The sequence below is a fragment of the Citrobacter sp. GW821-FHT07H02 genome, from assembly GCF_059418505.1.
In genome coordinates, this window is the sequence record NZ_JBWKPZ010000003.1 from 191837 (window position 1) to 213822 (window position 21986).

Annotated in this window: 19 protein-coding genes; 8 read left to right on the forward strand and 11 right to left on the reverse strand. The window is 54.1% G+C overall.

Features of this window, described 5'->3' with window-relative positions; genetic code table 11:
• Positions 1 to 4 precede the first annotated feature (4 nt).
• The 6 genes from AC07NP_RS06170 to dhaR all read right to left on the reverse strand — a co-directional run bounded on the left by AC07NP_RS06170 (position 5) and on the right by dhaR (position 5253).
• Complete coding sequence (locus AC07NP_RS06170; protein ID WP_012132688.1) at positions 5 to 187, reverse strand: DUF1869 domain-containing protein; 183 nt, start codon at positions 185 to 187, stop codon at positions 5 to 7.
• Positions 188 to 190: 3 nt separating this feature from the next.
• On the reverse strand, positions 191 to 553 hold the full coding sequence (yeaR, locus tag AC07NP_RS06175; protein WP_203358066.1) for a DUF1971 domain-containing protein YeaR: 363 nt from the start codon (positions 551 to 553) through the stop codon (positions 191 to 193).
• Positions 554 to 739: 186 nt separating this feature from the next.
• Positions 740 to 1378 carry a leucine efflux protein LeuE gene (gene leuE, locus AC07NP_RS06180; protein ID WP_192611979.1) on the reverse strand — a complete coding sequence of 213 codons (639 nt, stop codon included), beginning with the start codon at positions 1376 to 1378 and terminating at the stop codon, positions 740 to 742.
• A 136-nt stretch (positions 1379 to 1514) separates the two neighbouring features.
• The gene (gene umuC / locus AC07NP_RS06185; RefSeq protein ID WP_494659891.1) at positions 1515 to 2780 is read right to left on the reverse strand and encodes a translesion error-prone DNA polymerase V subunit UmuC; all 1266 of its coding nucleotides are present in this window, start codon (positions 2778 to 2780) and stop codon (positions 1515 to 1517) included.
• Positions 2764 to 3198 (reverse strand): translesion error-prone DNA polymerase V autoproteolytic subunit, encoded by a 435-nt coding sequence (umuD, locus tag AC07NP_RS06190; protein ID WP_494659892.1) that lies wholly within the window; start codon positions 3196 to 3198, stop codon positions 2764 to 2766. Before umuD ends, umuC begins: the two co-directional genes overlap by 17 nt.
• Before the next feature lie 138 nt (positions 3199 to 3336).
• On the reverse strand, positions 3337 to 5253 hold the full coding sequence (gene dhaR, locus AC07NP_RS06195; RefSeq protein ID WP_494659893.1) for a dihydroxyacetone kinase operon transcriptional regulator DhaR: 1917 nt from the start codon (positions 5251 to 5253) through the stop codon (positions 3337 to 3339).
• A gap of 324 nt (positions 5254 to 5577) precedes the next feature.
• On the opposite strand from dhaR, the gene dhaK reads away from it, so the two are divergent.
• The 4 genes from dhaK to AC07NP_RS06215 all read left to right on the forward strand — a co-directional run bounded on the left by dhaK (position 5578) and on the right by AC07NP_RS06215 (position 10632).
• Entirely contained in the window at positions 5578 to 6648 is a 1071-nt protein-coding gene (dhaK, locus tag AC07NP_RS06200; protein ID WP_494659894.1) for a dihydroxyacetone kinase subunit DhaK, read from the forward strand.
• An 11-nt stretch (positions 6649 to 6659) separates the two neighbouring features.
• On the forward strand, positions 6660 to 7292 hold the full coding sequence (gene dhaL / locus AC07NP_RS06205; protein WP_203358072.1) for a dihydroxyacetone kinase subunit DhaL: 633 nt from the start codon (positions 6660 to 6662) through the stop codon (positions 7290 to 7292).
• 10 nt (positions 7293 to 7302) lie between these two features.
• Positions 7303 to 8736 (forward strand): dihydroxyacetone kinase phosphoryl donor subunit DhaM, encoded by a 1434-nt coding sequence (gene dhaM / locus AC07NP_RS06210; protein WP_494659895.1) that lies wholly within the window; start codon positions 7303 to 7305, stop codon positions 8734 to 8736.
• A 180-nt stretch (positions 8737 to 8916) separates the two neighbouring features.
• Positions 8917 to 10632: an alpha,alpha-trehalase gene (locus AC07NP_RS06215; RefSeq protein WP_494659896.1), complete on the forward strand. Its 1716-nt coding sequence runs from the start codon at positions 8917 to 8919 to the stop codon at positions 10630 to 10632.
• Positions 10633 to 10672: 40 nt separating this feature from the next.
• Here AC07NP_RS06215 and AC07NP_RS06220 read toward each other — a convergent pair whose 3' ends face one another.
• Both AC07NP_RS06220 and AC07NP_RS06225 read right to left on the reverse strand, forming a co-directional pair.
• Positions 10673 to 12778, reverse strand: a complete 2106-nt coding sequence (locus tag AC07NP_RS06220; protein WP_494659897.1) for a TonB-dependent siderophore receptor — start codon at positions 12776 to 12778, stop codon at positions 10673 to 10675.
• Between the two features lie 136 nt (positions 12779 to 12914).
• A complete protein-coding gene (locus AC07NP_RS06225) occupies positions 12915 to 13169 on the reverse strand; it encodes a GlsB/YeaQ/YmgE family stress response membrane protein (RefSeq protein WP_203358076.1) in 255 nt (84 codons plus the stop codon).
• Positions 13170 to 13371: 202 nt separating this feature from the next.
• On the opposite strand from AC07NP_RS06225, the gene ycgR reads away from it, so the two are divergent.
• Positions 13372 to 14106, forward strand: a complete 735-nt coding sequence (gene ycgR / locus AC07NP_RS06230; RefSeq protein WP_494659898.1) for a flagellar brake protein YcgR — start codon at positions 13372 to 13374, stop codon at positions 14104 to 14106.
• Positions 14107 to 14118: 12 nt separating this feature from the next.
• Here the strand turns inward: ycgR and emtA are convergent, their stop codons facing one another.
• The gene (gene emtA, locus AC07NP_RS06235) at positions 14119 to 14730 is read right to left on the reverse strand and encodes a membrane-bound lytic murein transglycosylase EmtA (protein ID WP_276292013.1); all 612 of its coding nucleotides are present in this window, start codon (positions 14728 to 14730) and stop codon (positions 14119 to 14121) included.
• 160 nt (positions 14731 to 14890) lie between these two features.
• Here emtA and ldcA point away from each other — a divergent pair, with 160 nt between their 5' ends.
• A complete protein-coding gene (gene ldcA, locus AC07NP_RS06240) occupies positions 14891 to 15805 on the forward strand; it encodes a muramoyltetrapeptide carboxypeptidase (protein ID WP_203358079.1) in 915 nt (304 codons plus the stop codon).
• Positions 15806 to 15924: 119 nt separating this feature from the next.
• The gene (locus tag AC07NP_RS06245; protein ID WP_494659899.1) at positions 15925 to 17658 is read left to right on the forward strand and encodes a potassium/proton antiporter; all 1734 of its coding nucleotides are present in this window, start codon (positions 15925 to 15927) and stop codon (positions 17656 to 17658) included.
• Between the two features lie 49 nt (positions 17659 to 17707).
• Here AC07NP_RS06245 and dadX read toward each other — a convergent pair whose 3' ends face one another.
• Positions 17708 to 18778 carry a catabolic alanine racemase DadX gene (gene dadX / locus AC07NP_RS06250; protein WP_494659900.1) on the reverse strand — a complete coding sequence of 357 codons (1071 nt, stop codon included), beginning with the start codon at positions 18776 to 18778 and terminating at the stop codon, positions 17708 to 17710.
• A 12-nt stretch (positions 18779 to 18790) separates the two neighbouring features.
• The gene (dadA, locus tag AC07NP_RS06255; RefSeq protein ID WP_494659901.1) at positions 18791 to 20125 is read right to left on the reverse strand and encodes a D-amino acid dehydrogenase; all 1335 of its coding nucleotides are present in this window, start codon (positions 20123 to 20125) and stop codon (positions 18791 to 18793) included.
• A gap of 290 nt (positions 20126 to 20415) precedes the next feature.
• Here dadA and AC07NP_RS06260 point away from each other — a divergent pair, with 290 nt between their 5' ends.
• Complete coding sequence (locus AC07NP_RS06260; RefSeq protein ID WP_203358083.1) at positions 20416 to 21948, forward strand: SpoVR family protein; 1533 nt, start codon at positions 20416 to 20418, stop codon at positions 21946 to 21948.
• Positions 21949 to 21986 lie beyond the last annotated feature (38 nt).

Here is a 21986-nt window from a genome sequence, read left to right on the forward strand (position 1 = left end):
TGAGTTACCAGCCGCAAACATCATGTTCATTTTCCGTGTCGTATGAACGCACGGTATTAACCAGGTCTTTGACGACTTCTGCGGCGACATCCGGCACCAGCAAGGTCATCGGCGCTTCAGTTTCATAATCGACCGAAACGCCATTACTGTTGTTGGTCACCGTCACGGTATATGTTGCTTTACCCATGGTTTACTCCTTCCCGGTGCGAATGACTTTCCGTTGGTTTGCGCTTTCCAGTAACACTTCCGGGGCAACGAAAAAATCGATGTTAAAGTAAGTGTCGTCAGTCATCACTTCGATGTTATGCCACTTTTCCGGTGGGAAAACGCCAAACTGACCGGCTTCAATAATCATCACCTTTTCTGGCTCGGGACTGTGTTCATCGGCATATCCGAGATATTTGACCGCCCCCTGCATGACCGACAAACGGGGATACACGCCCGGTCGGGTTCCTTTATCAAGGTGGCGTTCGAAAATTCCGGCGGGCGCTGTCTCTTTGTTCCAGAATGGCGTGGCGCGTGTGTGAATATGATTCTGTGGAATTTGAAGCATTGTCTTCCCTCTTTCCATCAACAACGCAGCGTATTTCATTTATCGCTGCTGTAAGAAGGTTACTCATCATAATATGCATTTAAAATACCATTTATTGGTTATTTTAAAGGTTTATACATCAGGGCTGTATCTTGATTTGCGGGAGGAAAAGACAGAGGCCCGTCAGAATAAACGGGCCTGCAGATATTACGACTGCAGCGTCGCCAGACGCGCGGCAAAACCGACGAAAATCAAACCAATCAGAGAATTGCCGACTTTCGCCAGTTTCTTTTTAGTCCGAATATATTGCGTCACAAACGCCCCCGAAATAATCAGGAAGCTCAGGTAGAAGAAGCTCACCACTTCCAGCGAGATAGCCAGAATCAAAAATGACAGCCCCGTATGCGGCGCGTTCACATCAATAAATTGCACGAAGAACGACACGTAAAAAAGGATCGCTTTTGGGTTGGTCAGGCTCAGAACTAAGGCGCGTTTAAAAATCGCACCAAAAGGGACATCCTCGCCAGTCGACGCGTTTTCTTTTGATTTCAGCGTCGCGTAGAGCATCTTTGCGCCCAGATAAAGCAGATACAATGCGCCGAGATAGCGAACAATACTAAACAGCACCGGCGTCGTTTTAATCATCGTTGCAACGCCGGCGTAAGCGAGAAACATCAGCACCGCATCGCCAATAAACACGCCACTTGCCGCGAGATACCCACCTTTCATCCCACGCCCAACGCTATTTTTCAGCACAAAAAATGTATTAGGACCAGGGACCAGAACGATAAAAATTGCCCCGACCAGATACGTCCAGTAATTCAGAACTCCATACTCTGCGAACACGTTAACCTCTTCCTGAAAAAACAGATACGCCTAGCTGCGAAACAATATGCTAACGAATGCGTCTGATGATGGAAAGGAAAATCAGGACTCCCGCCATACCCAGTACATTACTCCGCAAAACAGGCAATAAAGCAGCCTATTTCACCACCGGTAAATCTGAAAACCGAGTGGTATAGCGTGGGGAGAGCATTTCCCGTTTCATTTGCCATTGCTGCTGCGCGCCCTGACCGGCAAAATAGAGGGTACCTCTCCCCTTTTTGCTGTTGAGGTGATCCAACACCGCCATTAATTTCTCACTATTGGGGCGTGGGGCGTTTTCATCAAACAAGTTTAGCTGAGCAATCCCCTGGCTAAAAAAATCACTGAGCATGACGCCTGCTTTCATGTAGCGAAAACCGTCTTTCCAGATCCTGTCCAGCGCGCTGCAGGCAACACGAATAATGTCGCGGGTATCCTGAGACGGAATCGTTAACTGACCACACGCCTGCGGCGCGTAAAATACCTCATTTTCGGCATGCGGGCTGGTTCGCATGAATACGCTGATAGTGCAGCAGTACTGTCGTTCTGCCCGCAGTTTTTCCGCCGCGCGTTCAGCGTACATACAAATCGCCTGATGCATCTCGTCGTAGTGGGTGATGCGATGGCCGAATGACCGGCTACAAATAATCTGCTGTTTGGTGGGGGCAAACTCATCAAATGCCAGACAAGACTCCCCGCGAAGCTCACGCACGGTACGTTCCGTCACCACGCTGAAGTGTTTACGCATCACCCAGAGAGAGCTGTCAGCCAATTGCAGCGCCGACGTAATGCCCATCGCATTGAGTTTCTTACTGGTACGCCGCCCTATCCCCCAGACTTCTTCAACAGGGACGTGCGCAAGAAGTTTTCTCTGACGCAACGAGTCTGAGAGATCAACCACGCCGCCGGTCTTTTGCCATGTTTTCGCCGCAAAATTGGCGACTTTAGCCAGCGTTTTGGTCTGCGCAATGCCTACGCCAACGGTCAACCCCGTGTTCTTTCGTATCTGTTGACGAATTTGGTGCCCAAACGCCTCGAGCGAGTAACCACGCCTGATCCCTGACAGATCGATAAACGCTTCATCAATGGAATAGACCTCAACCGACGGCGCCATTTCTGCCAGCGTCAGCATTACACGGTGGCTGAGATCGGCATAAAGCGCATAATTTGAGCTAAAGACCGCGACGTGCTGACGCCGTAATTCATCTTTCACTTTGAAATAAGGCGCCCCCATTTTGATGCCGAGCGCTTTTGCCTGTGCCGATCGCGAAATAATGCATCCGTCGTTGTTTGAAACCACCACCACCGGTTTTCCCTCGAGATCCGGTCGAAAGACCGTCTCACAAGACGCATAAAAACTGTTTACATCAACCAGCGCGAACATGTCTGTGTGATTTCAACGTAAATGTCACAACGCCAAAGAGTTGCAGCTCTTCCTCGCTCTGCAACACGATGGGGGAATAATGCGGGTTGTGGGGAACGAGCTGAAGACGGGGCCGCGTGTGTAGCTCCTTCACGGTAAATTCCCCCGCCACGGCCGCCACCACAATATCGCCATGCGTCGCCGTCAACGAACGGTCAACCACCAATAGATCGCCATCGCTGATACCGGCGCCTACCATCGAGTCACCGCTGACCCTAAGGAAGTATGTTGCCCCCGGATGCTTCACCACCAGGGTGTTAAGATCGAGACTGTCCTCAACATAGTCTTGCGCCGGGCTGGGAAACCCGCATGAAACACGCTCCAGAAACAGAGGTAACGTAATGATGTCATTACGTTCACAGGAAAAAATATCATTCATCACGGCCAAACCAATAAACACTGTACATATAAACAGTATGTTGTATTTGCCGATCAAATCAAGCGACTTATGCGATCAGTGAATGAACCCGTTGAAGTCACAGCACATTCAGTGATCCATGCCCCGCCACGTTCAGCCTCAACGCGAGTCCTGACGACGGCGCTTAAACTGACTGACATCAATGTTGTACTGCTTTAGCTTACGCCACAGCGTTGTGCGCCCAATGTTCAACACGCTGGACATTTCCTGTACACGGCCGCCGGTGACCTTTGCTGCATGAATAATGGCGTCTTTCTCGATACCGGCAAAGGTCAGCTGGGTTGGGAGGCGCATACCGCCCTCTTCGAAGCGTTCGGTGAAAAGATGTTCCGGTAAATCGCTCAGCCGGATATGCCCGTTGTCGCAACTCATGGCGATGTTTTCGATAACGCTAAGCAACTCAAAATCATTCCCCGGCCAGGCGCAATCAACCAGCTGCGCCATCGCATCATCCTCTATCTTCAGCCGCGTCGAGAAACGTTTCTCAAGACGCGCAAGGGTATTACGCACCAGCGCTGGAATGCTGTTTCGCCGCATTCGAAGCGGTGGAATGGTGATTTCAAATGCATGTAACGCGTAGTAAAGCTGGCGACTAAAACGGTTTTGTTCCACCAGCAACGCGAGATCCAGGGTCGTAGAGGCGATGACTTTCACATCGACAGGAATCAGCCTGCGGGCATCAAGGCGCGTTAATACTCCTTGTTTGATCACCTGCAGAAGCGCCGATTGCAACTCCGGCTCCAGATATTCAATTTTCTCCAGAAATAAGGTGCCGCCGTTGGCCAGTTCCAGACGACTTAAACGCCCGCCCTCCGACGTGCCATTGGTATCGCCCTGTCCCAACACGGTATCGGCATACAGCTGACAGTTCACCGCAATATAGGGGCATTCCGCACGCTCACTTTCATTATGAATGGCCTGGCTGAGCTGTTCTTTGCCGACCCCTTCCTCCCCGCAAAGTAACACCGGGAAGCGCCCCCGCGCGGCCTGACGCCCAAAATGCAGTAAGCGCCGGGTGGCAGGATCGTCGCCCGGCATTTGTGCAAAGGTGTGACTCACTTTCCCCAACTGGCTGGTCACCAACTGGCGCATCTGTTCGACCGGATGGAGCAACAGAATAAAACTGGCCCCCTGAGCCTCAATAATCGGTTTCAGAGTGATGACCGCATCCACAAATTGATGCTGGCTTTCAAACGTGACTTCGACATGGTTAAGCTGGCGCATTTGCCGGATTGCACGCTGCAAAACGGCAGGCAGCGTGACCAGATCGGTGATATTTTTCCCCTGGCTCGACTGGGCATCCAGATGCAGTAATCGCGCGGCCTGCGCATTCAGAAATTGCAGCGTTCCCTGCTCATTCCAGGCCATCACGCCGTCGACCATTCCTTCGAGCAGGCCGTACAGCTGATTCAGATGGCGATTAGACTCGGTCAGCAGGTTGTCGGTCAGCAATGAATTGCCCACTTCACGCGCTATCGCCAGCGTCAGCGGCAGATCGGACGCCGCCTCCTGCCCAACAGGGCAACACAAGGCGATGGAACCCGACTGGCGACCGTGGTTATCAAAAATAGGCGTGGAGAAGAAACTCCAGCCAGACAGCCTCCGTTTGAAATGTTGCTCGCCAGACGTTTGAATCGGCTGTCCAAGCGCAGACGCCAGGGAGAGCGCACAGGTGCCAATAAGACTTTCCGCACAGTAGGCACCGTTGATAAACCCCAGTTCGCCAAGCTGTTGCAGCGTAAGCGGATCGCCGCAGCGACTCAGAATGCAAGCCGACTCATCAAGAATAAATAACCCACATCCCCGGGGAGACATATATTCCCAGGCATCCTCCAGCGCCGCTTGCCCTAACGCCAGCAATGCGGTCTTTCGTCGACAAATAGAGTCAAACGTCAGTCCCTGAGCCTGATGCGGCACGATCCAGGGCTCTCGCTGCATCATTGTGCTACAGCGTTGCCACGAGGTGTCAAGAATGCCAGAGACGGCGTTGTCGCCGGTTTGATGTTGAGTCGCCATGTTTTCTCCGCACGCATGCGCGCGCTTTTCCACGTCCCGAGCACCGGGAACCCTTTTTCGCCTTTTGCAGCGGCAAAGAGGGTTGAACCTCTCATTTTTGCCTAAAAATTCATCTTCACGTTCCATTATGAAACATAAATAAAAATAAATGTTCCGTATTGAAACATAAATTTGTGGAATATTTTTTTCGCGTCGCTGCGGCACAATGATCGTATCGGCAGCATGTGGTCGCCGTGTCGTTGTCCATAACCGATACCCGCACTCAGATGCCTGCGATGTGTTCCCTTTTGCAGCCATCTCATGACGACCTACGGAGCACAAAAAATGAAAAAATTGATTAACCGTGTCGAAGATGTCCTGAATGAACAGCTGGCCGGTATGGCGAAAGCCTTTCCTACACTGACGCTGCATCAGGACCCAGTATATGTCACCCGTTCAGATGCCCCTGTACAAGGGAAAGTGGCGCTGCTGTCGGGCGGCGGTAGCGGACATGAACCCATGCACTGTGGCTACATTGGTCAGGGAATGCTTTCCGGCGCCTGTCCGGGTGAAATTTTCACCTCGCCGACGCCGGACAAAATGTTTGAATGCGCGATGCGTATCGACGGCGGTGAAGGTGTCCTGCTGATTATCAAAAATTACACCGGCGATATTCTTAATTTTGAAACGGCCACCGAACTCCTGCACGACAGCGGCGTGAAGGTAACGACCGTCGTCATTGATGATGATGTGGCGGTCAAAGACAGCCTCTATACCGCCGGTCGCCGGGGAGTAGCAAACACGGTTCTGATTGAAAAACTGGTCGGCGCGGCGGCTGAACGCGGTGATTCGCTGGAAGCCTGCGCGGAACTGGGACGTAAACTTAACAACCTCGGCCACTCCATTGGTATCGCGCTGGGGGCGTGTACGGTGCCTGCCGCCGGTAAGCCCTCGTTTACCTTGCAGGATAATGAGATGGAGTTTGGCGTGGGTATTCACGGCGAACCGGGTATTGACCGTCGGGCTTTCACCTCTCTCGACAGGACCGTCGATGAAATGTTCGACACCTTGCTGGAAAACGGTGCCTACAACCGTACGTTACGTCACTGGGATCCCGTACAGGGCGCATGGCAAGAAGACAAACAGGGCAAACAACCGCTGCAACGCGGCGATCGCGTGATTGCGCTGGTCAACAATCTTGGCGCGACGCCGTTATCCGAGCTGTTCGGCGTCTATAACCGACTCGAAAGCCGTTGTCAGGACGCGGGCATTCACATCGAACGCAATCTGATCGGATCTTACTGCACCTCCCTGGATATGGCCGGATTTTCCATCACCCTCTTAAAAGTGGACGATGAGACGCTGGCATTATGGGATGCCCCGGTACATACCCCGGCCCTCAACTGGGGTAAATAAGGAGATTTTTTATGTCGCTCAACAGAACGCAAATTGTTAACTGGCTCTACCTGTGCGGTGAAATCTTCACCAAAGAGAGTGATTTCCTCACCGGGCTCGACAGAGAAATTGGCGATGCTGACCACGGTTTAAACATGCATCGCGGATTTAGCAAAGTGGTCGAAAAATTACCCGCGATTGCCGACAAAGACATCGGTTTTATTTTGAAAAATACCGGAATGGTGCTGCTCTCCAGCGTCGGGGGTGCCAGCGGACCACTGTTTGGCACCTTTTTCATTCGCGCCGCTCAGGTTACCCAGTCCCATCAAAGTCTGACCCTCGACGAGGTCTATGCAATGGTGCGCGAAGGCGCCGAAGGTGTGGTCAGCCGGGGCAAAGCCGAACCGGGTGATAAAACGATGTGCGATGTCTGGCTGCCGGTGGTGGAATCCTTGCGCCACTCCTGCGAACACGCGCTGTCCGTACCGGCAGCGCTGGAGGCCGCCCGTCTCCAGGCGGAAGCGGCGGCGCAAAGCACCATCACCATGCAGGCGCGTAAAGGTCGCGCCAGCTACCTCGGCGAGCGCAGCATCGGTCACCAGGATCCGGGAGCGACTTCCGTCATGTTTATGGTGCAATGTCTGGCGGCAGCCTCCAGAGAGTAAGGGGAATACGATGGTAAACCTGGTCATTGTTTCTCATAGCGCCAGGCTGGGCGAAGGCGTTAGGGAGTTAGCCCAGCAGATGTTGATGGGGGGAAGCTGTAAACTCGCGGTTGCTGCGGGCATTGATGACCCGCAAAATCCCATAGGCACCGATCCCATCAAAGTGATGGAAGCCATTGAGTCCGTGGCTGACGCAGACCACATACTGGTGATGATGGATATTGGCAGCGCGCTGCTGAGCGCAGAAACGGCGCTGGATTTGCTCGATCCGGCTATCGCGGCGAAAGTGCGTCTGTGTGCCGCACCGCTGGTTGAGGGAACGCTCGCGGCGACCGTGAGCGCAGCGACGGGCGCCGGTATCGACAAAGTCATCAGCGACGCCATGAACGCCCTTGACGCCAAACGTGAGCAGCTGGGTTTACCTTCGCCGTTCGAAGCAAGCAACCCCACAACGGCATTTTCAGCCCACGACAGTGAAGCGCGTTCGCTTTCCGTCATCATCAAAAACCGTCATGGGCTTCACGTGAGACCCGCTTCCCGGCTGGTCGCCACCCTGTCGGGCTTTAACGCCGACATGCTGCTGGAAAAAAACGGTAAATGCGTCACCCCAGACAGTCTGAATCAAATCGCCTTGCTGCAAATACGCAGCAACGACACGCTGCGACTGATCGCCAAAGGTGAACAGGCAGACGAGGCGCTGGCGGCGTTCAAACAGCTTGCCGCAGAGAATTTTGGCGATGCGCTGGAAGAGAGCGGGTCTGGCGATCCGTCGCACCCGTTACCCGACCCGGTAACCGGCACCGCGTTTTGCTATTCCCCCGACCTGCCAGACTTCGCCAGTAGCACGACCGACTCTGTGCAGTATGAACAGCAGCGTCTTCGCGCCGCCATCCGGCTTACGCTTGACGACCTCAGCGCATTGACGGCGCTGGCGGAAGAAAAATACTCCGCTGACCTGGCCGCTATTTTCTCCGGGCACCACACGTTGCTGGACGACCCGGAACTGTATGACATGGCCAGCGCATTCATTCTCCATCAACACTACAGCGCAGAAGCGGCGTGGCAAAGTGTACTGAACGACCTCCGAGAACAGTATCAACATCTCGACGATGCCTATTTGCAGGCGCGCTACATCGACATCGACGATCTGCTCCACCGTACGCTTCGGCATCTGAGTGGCATAAAGGCGCAAATGCCCCTCTTCACTCGCCCGACTGTCGTGCTCACGGACAATATTTTCCCGTCCACCGTGTTACTGCTCGACCCGCAATTCGTGAAAGGGATTGGCCTGAGTGCTGGCAGAGAGATGTCACACTCCGCGCTCATCGCCCGTGAGATGGGCATCGGCTGGCTTTGTCAGCAGGGCGAGTCTGTCAGTACGCTGAAGACCGGAGAAACGGTAACGCTGGATCTCGCCAACCGCCGCATTCTCCGCCCAGAGTAAACCCATAAATAGCGCGTCCCTGCCCGAAAAAGGCCGCGCTATTCATGTCATGCCCTACGGCGAGAAATGCCCGTGAGTTCCCAAAATGTCGGTTCAATCACGCGCAGAGGGCAATCGTGGACTAAGGTTTTCTCAAGGTAAATGCCGTTAACTCAGGCACACCGCTAAGGAGGAACCTCAATGATAACCCCAGCTATTCGCCAACCAGGCGTATTGTCTTTCATGATTAAACTGGCTCTGACCGGGACGTTTCTGACGCTCGCCTCGTTGTCTGTACATGCGGAAGAATCCAATGACAGTCTGCCGCAACCCCCGGATATTCTGCTGGGACCGCTATTTAATGATGTGCAGACCGCCAAACTGTTCCCCGACCAGAAGACGTTTGCCGACGCCGTTCCCAATAGCGATCCCCTGACGATCCTTGCCGATTATCGAATGCAAAAAAGTCAGTCTGGCTTCGATCTACGCCATTTTGTCGACGTGAATTTTACGCTGCCCAAAGAGGGGGAAAAATACGTTCCTCCGGACGGACAATCGCTGCGTGAACATATTGACGGGCTGTGGCCGGTATTGACCCGTTCGACAAAAAGCGCGGGGAAATGGGACTCTTTGCTGCCGCTGCCTGAGCCTTATGTCGTGCCCGGCGGACGTTTTCGGGAGATCTATTACTGGGATAGCTATTTCACGATGCTGGGACTGGCTGAAAGTGACCACTGGGATAAAGTCGCGAATATGGTCGCCAATTTCGGCTACGAGATTGACAGTTGGGGCCATATTCCCAACGGCAACCGCAGCTATTATTTAAGCCGTTCACAGCCCCCCTTCTTCGCGTTTATGGTGGAGTTGCTGGCGCAACATGAGGGCGATGACGCCCTGAAAAAATATCTGCCGCAGTTGCAAAAAGAGTATGCCTGGTGGATGGAGGGGGCAGAATCTCTTCAGCCAGGGCAACAACATAAGCGGGTGGTCAAACTCGACGATGGCACGGTGTTGAACCGTTACTGGGATGAGCGTGACACGCCACGTCCGGAATCCTGGGTAGAAGATATCGCCACCGCGAAGAGCAATCCGAATCGCCCGGCCACGGAAATTTATCGCGACCTGCGATCGGCGGCCGCCTCCGGCTGGGATTTTAGCTCACGCTGGATGGATGATCCGCAACAACTCAGTACCACCCGTACTACCAGTATCGTCCCTGTCGACCTCAATGCGCTGCTGTATAAAATGGAAAAAATTCTCGCCCGTGCCAGTAAAGCCGCAGGCGACGATGCCAAAGCCAGCCAGTACGAAACCCTCGCCAGCGCGAGACAAAAAGGAATCGAGGACCATCTGTGGAATACCAAAGAGGGGTGGTACGCTGACTACGATCTGAAGAGCAAGAAAGTCCGTAATCAACTGACGGCGGCGACGCTGTTCCCGCTGTATGTGAATGCCGCGGCAAACGATCGGGCCAGCAAAGTGGCGGCGGCAACTCAGGCGCATTTACTGCAACCTGGCGGCCTTGCCACGACCTCGGTGAAAAGCGGACAGCAGTGGGATGCCCCCAATGGCTGGGCGCCGTTACAGTGGGTCGCGACCGAAGGGTTACAAAATTATGGTCAGGATACGGTTGCCATGGAGGTCAGCTGGCGTTTTCTGACCAATGTTCAACACACCTGGGAGCGCGAGAAAAAGCTGGTCGAGAAGTATGATGTCAGCAGCACCGGGACGGGCGGCGGCGGTGGCGAGTATCCGCTGCAGGATGGGTTTGGCTGGACTAACGGCGTAACCCTGAAAATGCTCGATCTGATTTGCCCGAAAGAAAAACCGTGCGACAACGTACCCGCTACGCGCCCCACGCCGACAGAGACCGCGCAGCCTGCGCCACAAAAACAGACCACGCCCTCTACTCCGTAAACAGGATGAAATGACCCGGCGTTCTTCCGGGTCATTTTTATCAGAAACTGTAGCTCGCACCGACCTGCACCGTGCGATCGCGACCGATCCAGCAGTTGGTGCTGTCATAACAGCTGAAGGTCTCTTTGTTGGTGATGTTCTGCGCGCTGGCTTTCAACGTGACGCCAGTCAGCGACGGCAACGCTTCTCCCAGACGATACGACACGGCCATGTCGTACTGCGTGGTGCCGCCAAGCTTACCCCCTTTATTATCCGGCGAGATCTCCATCGGCCCGGTATAACGTGCCCCGGTGCCAATGGTCAGCCCTCGCAGAACCGTCTCATCAAAGGTGTAGTCGCCCCACAGGTTAAACGCGTTTTCGGGTACCTGCGTCGGGCGTTTACCTTCGTACGTCTCATCTTCGGTATTGATGGCATGGGTATAGGCGTAGTTGGCGATCAGCGTGATGTTATCCGCCGGGCGGCTCACGACAGACACCTCTGCCCCTTTCGACTCTATCTCGCCGGTCTGACGGTAATCCCAGGTTGGCGTGGCGGAGAGGACATTTTTCTGGCGAATGTTGAACACCGAGGCGGTAAAGGTGGTGGCATATTCTGCCAGCAGGTATTTCACCCCGCCCTCAACCTGCTTGCTGGTGGTCGGCTTTACATCCTTTGCCGTCAATGTACCTTGTGGCGAAATCGGCTTAAAGCCTTCGGAGTAGCTGATGAACGGGGAGATACCATTTTCGAAGGCGTACAGCGCGCCCAGACGTTTGGTTACGCGATCCTGCGAGATCCATGTTTTCTCGCCATTTTGCATATCATCCGTGGTGGTGGAGCGGTAGTCGTCGTACCGCACGCTCGCCAACAGATTCAGCCCGCCAAATTCCACCTGATCCTGCAAATAGTAACCATTCTGCTGGTAGGAGAGACGGTTTTTCTGCGCGGTATAAAGCCCGAGTTCATCGCTGTGAATTTGATGGTAGTTCGGATCGCGCATATCGATCCCCGGCGTGTTGCTGGCGTAACGATACAAGTAATGGCTATCGAGTTTTTGGTAGTCAAAACCCGCCAGCAAATGGTGTTTCCAGTCACCCAGCTCAAGGGTTTTGGTCACCTGGTTGTCAATATTAAAGCTCTTCAGATCTTCATCGGTGGTGTAGGCAAAACGGTTTAACTCCCACACCGGATTCGTGCCATTCCCGGTTGAGTAGACGCTGCGCTGATGGGTATCGACATCAAAATAGCGGGCTTTCTGCGTAAAGCCCCAGCCGCTGTCAAACTGGTGTTCAAAACTGTACCCCAGCATCCATTGCCGCTGTTTGAAACCGCTCCACTCGTCCCCGGCATAGTCACGGGAATCGGCATACCCTGAGCGCAAATAGGCAATGGGCAGCGGGTTGGAAGGTGACAACGACGGCGTGTTCTGCGCCAGCGCATCGATGGTCAGCCGTGTTTTATTATCCGGCTGCCAGGTGACAGAGGGCGCCACCAGATAGTTTTCATAACGGGTGGTGTGCGGCTGATCGTCGCCTTCCGTGGCTTTGCCCAGCAGACGGTAATTCCAGTCGCTGTCGCTGATTTGCCCTGTCGAATCCAGATAACCCTCTTTCAGATTGCGGGTCCCGGTCGTAAAGCCCATTTCCGTTTTTTGTTCCGCTTGCGGCTTTTTCCCCTGGATGTTAACCAGCCCACCAGGCGATCCATTCCCATAAAGCACCGATGCCGGACCTTTCAGAATATCCACGCTTTCAATCATCAGGGGATCGATCCGCGCTTTGGTATTGCCGGTCACGTTATAGGGGAGTTGTAAGCCGTTGTAGTACTCCTGCTCGACCGTAAAGCCACGAATTTTGTACTCGCTCATGTACGAAGTACTGCCCCGCACCTCCGTAGAAACGCCCGGTGCGTAGCGTAGGATCTCATTCACTGAGTTCGCATGACGCTGTTCGATCTCTTTACTGTCGATGGTGTTAATGACCTGCGGCGTTTTGCTTTCCGGCACGGCCGACTTGGTGGCGCTGTTGGTCCAGGCGGGCAGCAGACTCTCCTGACCGGCGGCCGTCACGACAATGGTTGATTCTTCGGCATAAGACGGGAGTGTCAGTGCCAGGGTGATACATCCAGAGAGCGCGCGCAACGTAAAACAATGGGTGGTTTTCATGGGTGAATTATTACATGAGAAATGGAACGACAATTATTCGCATTTTCATTAACAAATCAAGCTATCCCTTCCCCTTTACATTCCTGCGGTTACGGAACCTGCAGAAAGAAAAACGGCCCCCGCAGGAGCCGTTCTGTTAATTTCGCCGCAGGAGTCGAAAGACGCCCAGCACAAGAATCGCACCAACGACGGCCACCAGGAAACTATTCAAATTGAATCCACTGATACTGCCGCCAATGCCAAACATGGTCGCCAACCATCCACCGACAACTGCACCCACGATACCGAGAATGCAGGTCAGGAAAAAACCTCCACCATCACGGCCCGGCATGATCAGTTTGGCGATAACACCTGCAATCAGACCAAAAACAATCCAGGCAATAATTCCCATTTTCAGGCCCTCTTTCCAGTGAACGCATGCGCAAGACGTTCTTGCACTCGCACCCTAAGTATAGGCAAGCCACGATTCTGCGCTTTTGGACGCCGCCTTAATTCGTTCAGTTTGAAAAAAAATTTCACCCATTTGTATTAAGTTCTGTCGCGCAATGCCGATAACTGACGACAGTCTGTCAGGTATCCAGGAGTCATTAGGCGTGAGTCATTACCATGAGCAGTTCCTGAAACAAAATCCATTGGCGGTGTTAGGCGTTCTTCGTGACCTCAATAAGAATCAGGTTCCGTTACGCATTTCATGGTCAGGAGGCCAGTTCATCAGCAAAATTCTCGCGGTCAGCCCGGAGAGTCTGGTGATGGATTTCGGCAGTCAGGAGAATGAAAACCTTGCGGCTCAGCGCGCCAGACAAATAACCATTACCGCCGAAACGCAGGGCGCGAAAGTCGAATTTACGCTACCGCAGTTGCAGAGCGGTGAATACCAGCAGCTTCCGGCGTTTATCACTGCGCTACCGCCCACCCTGTGGTTCGTACAACGACGCGAATATTTCCGTATCTGCGCCCCGCTGCATCCTCCCTACGTCTGCTCAGCAAAAATGCCGGACAACAGCACGCTGCGTTTTCGCTTATTCGATCTCTCTCTCGGGGGCATGGGCGCATTGCTGGAAGGCGCCAAACCCGAAGGGTTGAAGGAGGGAATGCGGTTTTCTCAGATTGAACTCAACATGGGCGAATGGGGAATTTTCCATTTTGACGCGCAGCTCATCTCGATTAGCGAGCGTAAAGTGATCGACGGGAAAAATGAAACGATCACCACTCCCCGCCTGAGTCTGCGTTTTCTTAACGTCAGCCCGGCGGTGGAGCGGCAATTACAGCGGATTATCTTTTCGCTGGAGCGCGAAGCGCGGGAAAAAGCGAATAAAGTGCGCGAGTAACATCAACCCCGGTTACATGGCATTCAGCGCTTGCTGAAGTTTCCAGATATAGCGCGGTGCCTGTGGCGCAGGATGGTTATCGGCAACATGTTCGATAAACTCATCAGGATCAAGATCGTTGATCTTGCTGATCGCTTTTTTCCTGTCAGAGGAGAAGGTACGCAGTAGCGCGCCAGCCCCGTTCGCGTAGGAAACCACCAGCGCATATTGCATCACCTGCGGATCTTCGATGCCGGCCAGCGGACCGTTTTCCAGAATGCTCAGATAGGCGGCGCCCATGGAGATATTACGTTCCGGGTTTTTCAACTCGCTGGTCGACGGCTCGCCGCTCCACCCCATCCGGCGATAGACATCCCGTCCGGAAGTAGAAGCTTTCAACTGCATCAATCCTACGGCATTCGATTTACTGACCGCATTGGGGTTACCGCCGGATTCAATCGCGATAATCGCGGTGATCAGTTGAGGATCCACGCCCCAGGCCGCACCGGCTTTTTCGCTGATTGGCATCCATTGCATCGCGCGTTTGACCGGAACTTCCGCATTCCAGGGCGGATTTTTATAATCCTGCTTTGAACTACAACCCGCCAGTAACACGATTAAAAAAGCAAACCATCTCAATTTCACTTCGTCTATCCTTTTAGCCGGAATCCATCGTTGAGGTGACAACAACACAACGTTGCGCTGAAACTTCAGCAGGCCGGATAAGCAAGGCACTACCCGGCAAAACGTTCTAATATATGCGGCATGATATACATTTGCATTCTATTGTCAGCAAGGAATTGCCATGTCTTTGTTTCATTTAATTGCTCCATCGGGCTACTGCATCAACCAACAAGCCGCATTACGCGGGCTTACGCGTCTTAGGGAAACGGGGCATCAGGTGAATAACGCCTCGGTCATCCATCGCCGTGAACAGCGCTTTGCCGGAACGGAAGCAGAACGCCTGGCTGACGTGAATTCCCTCGCCAGCCTGACCACGGCCGATACCATTGTGATGCCGGTGCGTGGCGGTTACGGCGCCAGCCGTTTGCTGGAGAACATTGACTGGCAGGCCCTGACGGCCCGACAACAGCACAACCCGTTACTGATCTGCGGGCACAGCGACTTTACCGCCATTCAGTCCGGTTTACTCGCCCAGGGTAACGTCATCACCTTTAGCGGCCCAATGCTGGCGGCTAACTTTGGCGCTGAAGAAATGAACGCCTTCACGGAATACCATTTCTGGCTCGCGCTACGCAACGCGCAATATACCGTGGAGTGGCAAGGTCAGGGGCCAGCCTGTCAGACCGAAGGGACGCTGTGGGGCGGCAATCTGGCGATGCTGATTTCGCTCATCGGCACACCGTGGATGCCGAAAATTGAAAACGGCATACTGGTGCTGGAAGACATTAATGAGCATCCTTTCCGCGTTGAGCGTATGCTGTTGCAACTGCTTGATGCCGGTATTTTAAACCGGCAAAACGCGATTGTACTGGGCAGCTTTAGCGGCAGTACGCCAAACGAGTATGATGCGGGTTACGATCTCGACGCGGTTTACGCCTTTTTGCGCTCACGTCTGTCTGTGCCGCTGATTACTGGCCTGGATTTTGGTCATGAGCAACGCACCGTAACGCTGCCATTAGGCGCACATGCGGTGCTGAAAAATACAAAAGAAACTACCCAACTCACGATATCGGGTCACCCCGTACTCAAATCGTAAAAAAACCGGTCCGAAAGTGCAGAGCCTGACCCTTCAGGCTTTCAGCAACACGCTGTTTCTGTCGTTTTTGTGTTAGGGTTTATTATTAAGAAACAGCGTAATTCAGGAGTAACCGAACGTTGGATGCCGCAGCAATCATTAGTCTGTTTATTTTGGGTTCAGTCCTCGTAACCTGCAGTATTTTATTAAGTTCATTCTCATCCCGCCTCGGCATCCCTATTCTGGTTATTTTTCTCGCTATCGGTATGCTCGCGGGCGTGGACGGCGTGGGCGGTATCCCCTTTGATAACTACCCGTTCGCTTACATGGTGAGTAACCTTGCGCTGGCGATCATTTTGCTGGATGGCGGCATGCGCACGCAGGCCAGCTCTTTTCGCGTCGCGCTGGGACCAGCCTTATCGCTGGCCACCGTCGGGGTTCTTATCACCTCCGGATTAACCGGGATGATGGCGGCATGGCTGTTTCACCTTGATCTCATTGAGGGGTTGCTGATTGGCGCCATTGTCGGCTCAACGGATGCGGCGGCGGTATTTTCATTGCTGGGCGGTAAAGGGCTTAACGAACGTGTGGGGTCCACACTTGAGATCGAGTCCGGAAGTAACGATCCGATGGCGGTGTTTCTGACCATTACGCTGATTGCGATGATCCAGAATCATGAGACGAGTCTGAGCTGGATGTTTGCAGTCCACATCATCCAACAGTTTGGCCTGGGGATTATGCTCGGCTTAGGCGGCGGCTACCTGCTTTTGCAGATGATTAACCGCATATCGCTGCCCACCGGTCTGTATCCTTTGCTGGCGCTCAGCGGCGGGATCCTCATTTTCGCCGTCACCACCGCGCTGGAAGGCAGCGGCATACTGGCGGTGTACCTGTGTGGATTCCTGCTGGGCAATCGCCCGATTCGCAACCGGTTTGGGATCCTGCAAAACTTTGATGGCCTCGCCTGGCTGGCGCAAATCGCCATGTTCCTGGTGCTGGGGCTGCTCGTCAATCCTTCGGATCTACTGCCGATTGCCGTTCCGGCGTTGATATTGTCCGCCTGGATGATCTTTGTTGCCCGCCCGTTGTCGGTCTTCGCGGGGCTGCTGCCATTTCGCGGCTTTAATCTGCGCGAGCGGACGTTCATCAGTTGGGTTGGCTTGCGGGGGGCGGTGCCGATTATCCTCGCGGTCTTCCCGATGATGGCCGGACTGGAGAATGCGCGGTTGTTCTTCAATGTCGCGTTCTTCGTGGTGCTGATCTCCCTACTGCTTCAGGGCACGTCGCTCTCCTGGGCGGCTAAAAAAGCCAAAGTGGTGGTTCCCCCTGTGGGCTGGCCGGTCTCTCGCATGGGGCTGGACATCCATCCGGAAAACCCTTGGGAGCAGTTTGTTTATCAGCTGAGCGCCGACAAATGGTGCGTTGGCGCGGCGCTGCGCGATCTGCACATGCCAGAGGATACGCGCATTGCCGCCCTGTTTCGCGATAATGCCCTGTTTCATCCAACCGGCAGTACTCGCCTGCGTGAAGGCGACGTCCTGTGCGTGATTGGCCGCGAGCGTGACCTGCCTGCGTTGGGGAAACTGTTCAGCGAGTCGCCGCCCGTGGCGTTGGATCAGCGCTTCTTCGGCGACTTTATTCTGGAAGCCAGCGCGAAATATGCTGATGTGGCGCTGATTTACGGGCTGGACGATGGCACAGAGTACCGCGATAAGCAGCAGACGCTGGGTGAAATTGTTCAGCAACTGCTTGGCGCCGCCCCGGTCGTGGGTGATCAGGTGGAGTTTGCCGGTATGATCTGGACAGTGGCGGAAAAAGAAGACAATGCGGTACTGAAGGTCGGTGTTCGTGTCGCAGAGGATGAAGCGGAATAACGACGCAACATGCCGGATACGCCCAAGGCGATATCCGGCAGTTGTTAAGTTACACTGTCACTACTGGCACGCGTAACGCTAACGCGCACATCAGCTCATAACCTACCGTGCCTGCTGCAGAGGCGACATCGTCAATTTTCACCTCTTTGCCCCACAGCTCCACCGGCGTGCCAATCCCCGCCTGTGGACACGGCGTCAGATCCACCGCCAGCATATCCATCGATACCGTCCCCACCGTTCCGGTACGGACACCGTCGACGAGGACGGGGGTTCCGCTCGACGCATGGCGCGGATAGCCGTCCGCATAACCGGCAGCGACAATACCGATGCGCTGTTCGCCATGGGCGGTATAGCGCCCGCCGTACCCCACCCGATCGCCCGCTTTCAGGGTCTGTACGCCAATGATTTCGCTGCGAAGGGTCATCACCGGCTTCAGCCCGGTATTGGCGATATCCTGCCACTTTCCTGACGGCGAGGCGCCATACAGAATGATACCCGGGCGCACCCAGTCAAAATGGGCCTCAGGATGCCATAGCGTGGCCGCCGAGTTTGACAACGAGCGACGACACTCCAGTCCTTCCGTGGCCTGAGATACCCGGGCCATGGCTTCACGGATGCCATCCGGATGCTCGGCATCCGCAAAGTGCGACATCAGCGTCAGTTCGCCGACATTCGGCATCGCACGCAGTTGCTGCCAGACGGTTTGCACTCTTTCCGGCAGGAACCCCAATCGGTTCATGCCGGTATTGACCTTCAGATAGACATCCAGCGGCGCGTTTAATCGGGCATTCTGTAGCGCTTTTAGCTGCCAGTTGCTGTGCACGCTGGTTGTCAGACGGTATTTGTCGTACAACGCCAGATCTTCTGCGTGGAAAAAGCCTTCCAGCATCAGAATTGGCCCCTTCCAGCCGCGTTCCCGCAGAGTGACTGCCTCCTCCAGATTGAGCAGGGCAAAGCCGTCAGTCGCGCCCAAAGCCGACCAGACGCGATCAATGCCATGCCCATACGCATTGGCCTTTACCACCGACCAGATACGGGAGTTCGGTGCTGCCTGGCGCGCAATCCCCAGGTTTTGTTTCATCGCCTGCAGGTCAAGGCTGGCCAGTATAGGACGAGTCATCCGGATTCCTTATTAGCTATGTGCGCCATGCAAATGTCGTGGACGTGAGGGGGTAAATCCCGGTTGGTAACGCGCAACGCTCAGGTCATCGTACGGGATAGCCGGCGTCCGTCCGGAAAGAATGTCGCTCAGCAATTGCCCCGAGCCACAGGCCATGGTCCACCCCAGCGTGCCGTGTCCGGTGTTCAGCCAGAGATTTTTGAAGGGGGTACGCCCTACCACTGGCGTACCGTCTGGCGTCATCGGGCGCAGTCCGGTCCAGAACGTGGCCTGTTCAACATGTCCGCCGCGTGGGAAGAGATCGCGTACGACCATCTCCAGCGTTTCACGACGCGGTTGCAGCAGTTCGGTATTAAAGCCCACAATCTCCGCCATCCCGCCCACACGGATGCGATTATCAAAACGGGTAATCGCAATTTTGTAGGTTTCATCGAGAATCGTAGACACCGGCGCGCCATCCTCCTGCGCCACCGGAATGGTCAGCGAATAACCTTTTAGCGGATAGACCGGAATATCGACAATCCCTTTGAGCATCGCCGTCGAATAAGAGCCAAACGCCATCACATACGCATCGGCCTTAATAATTTCCTCGCCGCACTTCACGCCATAAATCTGCTCGCCCTCATAAAGCAACTTTTCCACCGGCGTGTTGAAGCGGAATTTAACGCCCGCCTGCTCCGCCATCAGCGCCAGATGTTGGGTAAACAGCTGGCAATCGCCGGTTTCATCATTCGGCAACCGCAGGCCACCGGTCAGCTTGTGCGCCACTTCCGCCAGCGCCGGTTCGACTTCAGCCAGACGGCTGGACTCCAGCAACTGATACGGAACACCTGCATCTTCGAGCACGGCAATATCGCGGGTTGCGTTTTCGTACTGCTGCTCGGTACGGAACAGCTGCAGGGTTCCGCCCTGACGGCCTTCATACTGAATACCGGTTGATGCGCGCAGCGCTTTCAGACAGTCACGGCTGTATTCCGCCAGACGCACCATGCGTCCTTTGTTTTCCATGTAATGGCTTGTGTCACAGTTACGCAACATTTGCCACATCCATTTAAGTTGAAATTGCGTCCCGTCAAGGCGAACGGCCAGCGGTGCGTGCCGCTGGAACATCCATTTAATTGCCTTCAATGGAACACCGGGTGCCGCCCACGGCGCCGCATACCCCGGGGAGATTTGCCCCGCATTCGCAGCACTGGTTTCCAGCGCCGGGCCGGGTTCGCGGTCAATGACGGTCACGTCATGTCCAGCCTGACTCAGATACCAGGCGCTGGTCACGCCGACAACGCCACTTCCCAGTATGACAACTCGCATAGCCACTCCGTTAACAGTAGGTAAAAGAACAATCATCTAATTACATCTTGATAACTCAGATGAAAATATTATTCAACATATGGCTTTTTTATGGTGACGTATCTCACATATGTCTCTTATGTCAGGCATATTGCTGGTTTGGGATCTCCTGCTGCGCGTCATTTTTATCCAGCATAAAATGCTGTAGCACCTGCGTTATACGGCATCCCAATAACGTGAAATCGCAAAGAAAAATTTTCCTCACCAGCACGCTTTTTAACACGGTGTTCTATGCTTGAGATGAGGTGCTCCAGACAGAGAGCGCCGCTAACAATGAGGGTGCGCGAATGGCTACGATTGATTCCATGAATAAGGACACCACACGTTTGAGCGATGGACCCGACTGGACGTTTGATCTGCTGGATATCTATCTGGCGGAAATAGACCGCGTGGCGAAACTCTACAGACTGGACACCTACCCGCACCAAATCGAGGTGATCACCTCCGAACAGATGATGGATGCCTACTCCAGCGTTGGCATGCCGATCAACTATCCTCACTGGTCGTTTGGCAAAAAATTTATCGAAACCGAGCGGCTGTATAAACATGGTCAGCAAGGGTTAGCCTATGAAATCGTGATTAACTCTAACCCGTGTATCGCCTATTTAATGGAAGAGAACACCATCACCATGCAGGCGCTGGTGATGGCGCACGCCTGCTATGGGCACAACTCGTTCTTCAAAAATAACTACCTGTTCCGCAGCTGGACAGACGCCAGTTCGATTGTCGACTACCTGATTTTCGCGCGGAAATACATTACCGAATGCGAAGAGCGCTACGGTGTGGATGAGGTGGAAAAACTGCTCGACTCTTGTCACGCGCTGATGAACTACGGCGTCGACCGTTACAAACGACCGCAAAAAATCTCCTTACAGGAAGAAAAAGCCCGGCAGAAGAGCCGCGAAGAGTATCTGCAAAGTCAGGTCAATATGCTGTGGCGCACCCTGCCGAAACGCGAAGAAGAGAAAACCATCGCCGAGGCGCGTCGTTATCCGTCTGAGCCACAGGAAAACCTGCTCTACTTTATGGAGAAAAACGCCCCGCTGCTCGAATCCTGGCAGCGTGAGATCCTGCGTATCGTGCGTAAGGTGAGCCAGTATTTCTACCCACAGAAACAGACGCAGGTGATGAACGAAGGCTGGGCGACCTTCTGGCATTACACCATCCTCAATCATCTGTACGATGAGGGTAAAGTGACCGAACGGTTTATGCTGGAATTTTTGCACAGCCATACCAACGTGGTGTTCCAGCCGCCGTACAACAGTCCGTGGTATAGCGGGATTAACCCCTATGCGCTCGGCTTTGCCATGTTCCAGGATATCAAGCGTATTTGTCAGTCACCCACCGAAGAGGACAAATACTGGTTCCCGGACATCGCGGGTTCCGACTGGCTGGAAACGCTCCATTTTGCGATGCGCGACTTTAAAGACGAGAGCTTTATCAGTCAGTTCCTGTCGCCCAAAGTGATGCGTGATTTCCGCTTGTTCACCGTGCTGGACGACGACAGACACAATTACCTGGAGATTTCGGCGATTCACAACGAGGAGGGATATCGTGAAATTCGCAACCGTCTCTCATCGCAGTACAACCTGAGCAATCTGGAGCCGAATATTCAGGTCTGGAATGTTGACCTCCGGGGCGATCGCTCTCTGACATTGCGCTACATTCCGCACAACCGTGCACCGCTGGACAAGGGGCGTAAAGAGGTCCTGAAACATGTGCATCGGTTATGGGGATTTGATGTGATGCTGGAACAGCAAAACGAGGACGGTAGCGTCGAGCTTCTGGAGCGTTGCCCACCGCGCATGAACAGCCTGTAAAAAAAGGCCCCTTCATCATGAAGGGGCCTTTTTACTCT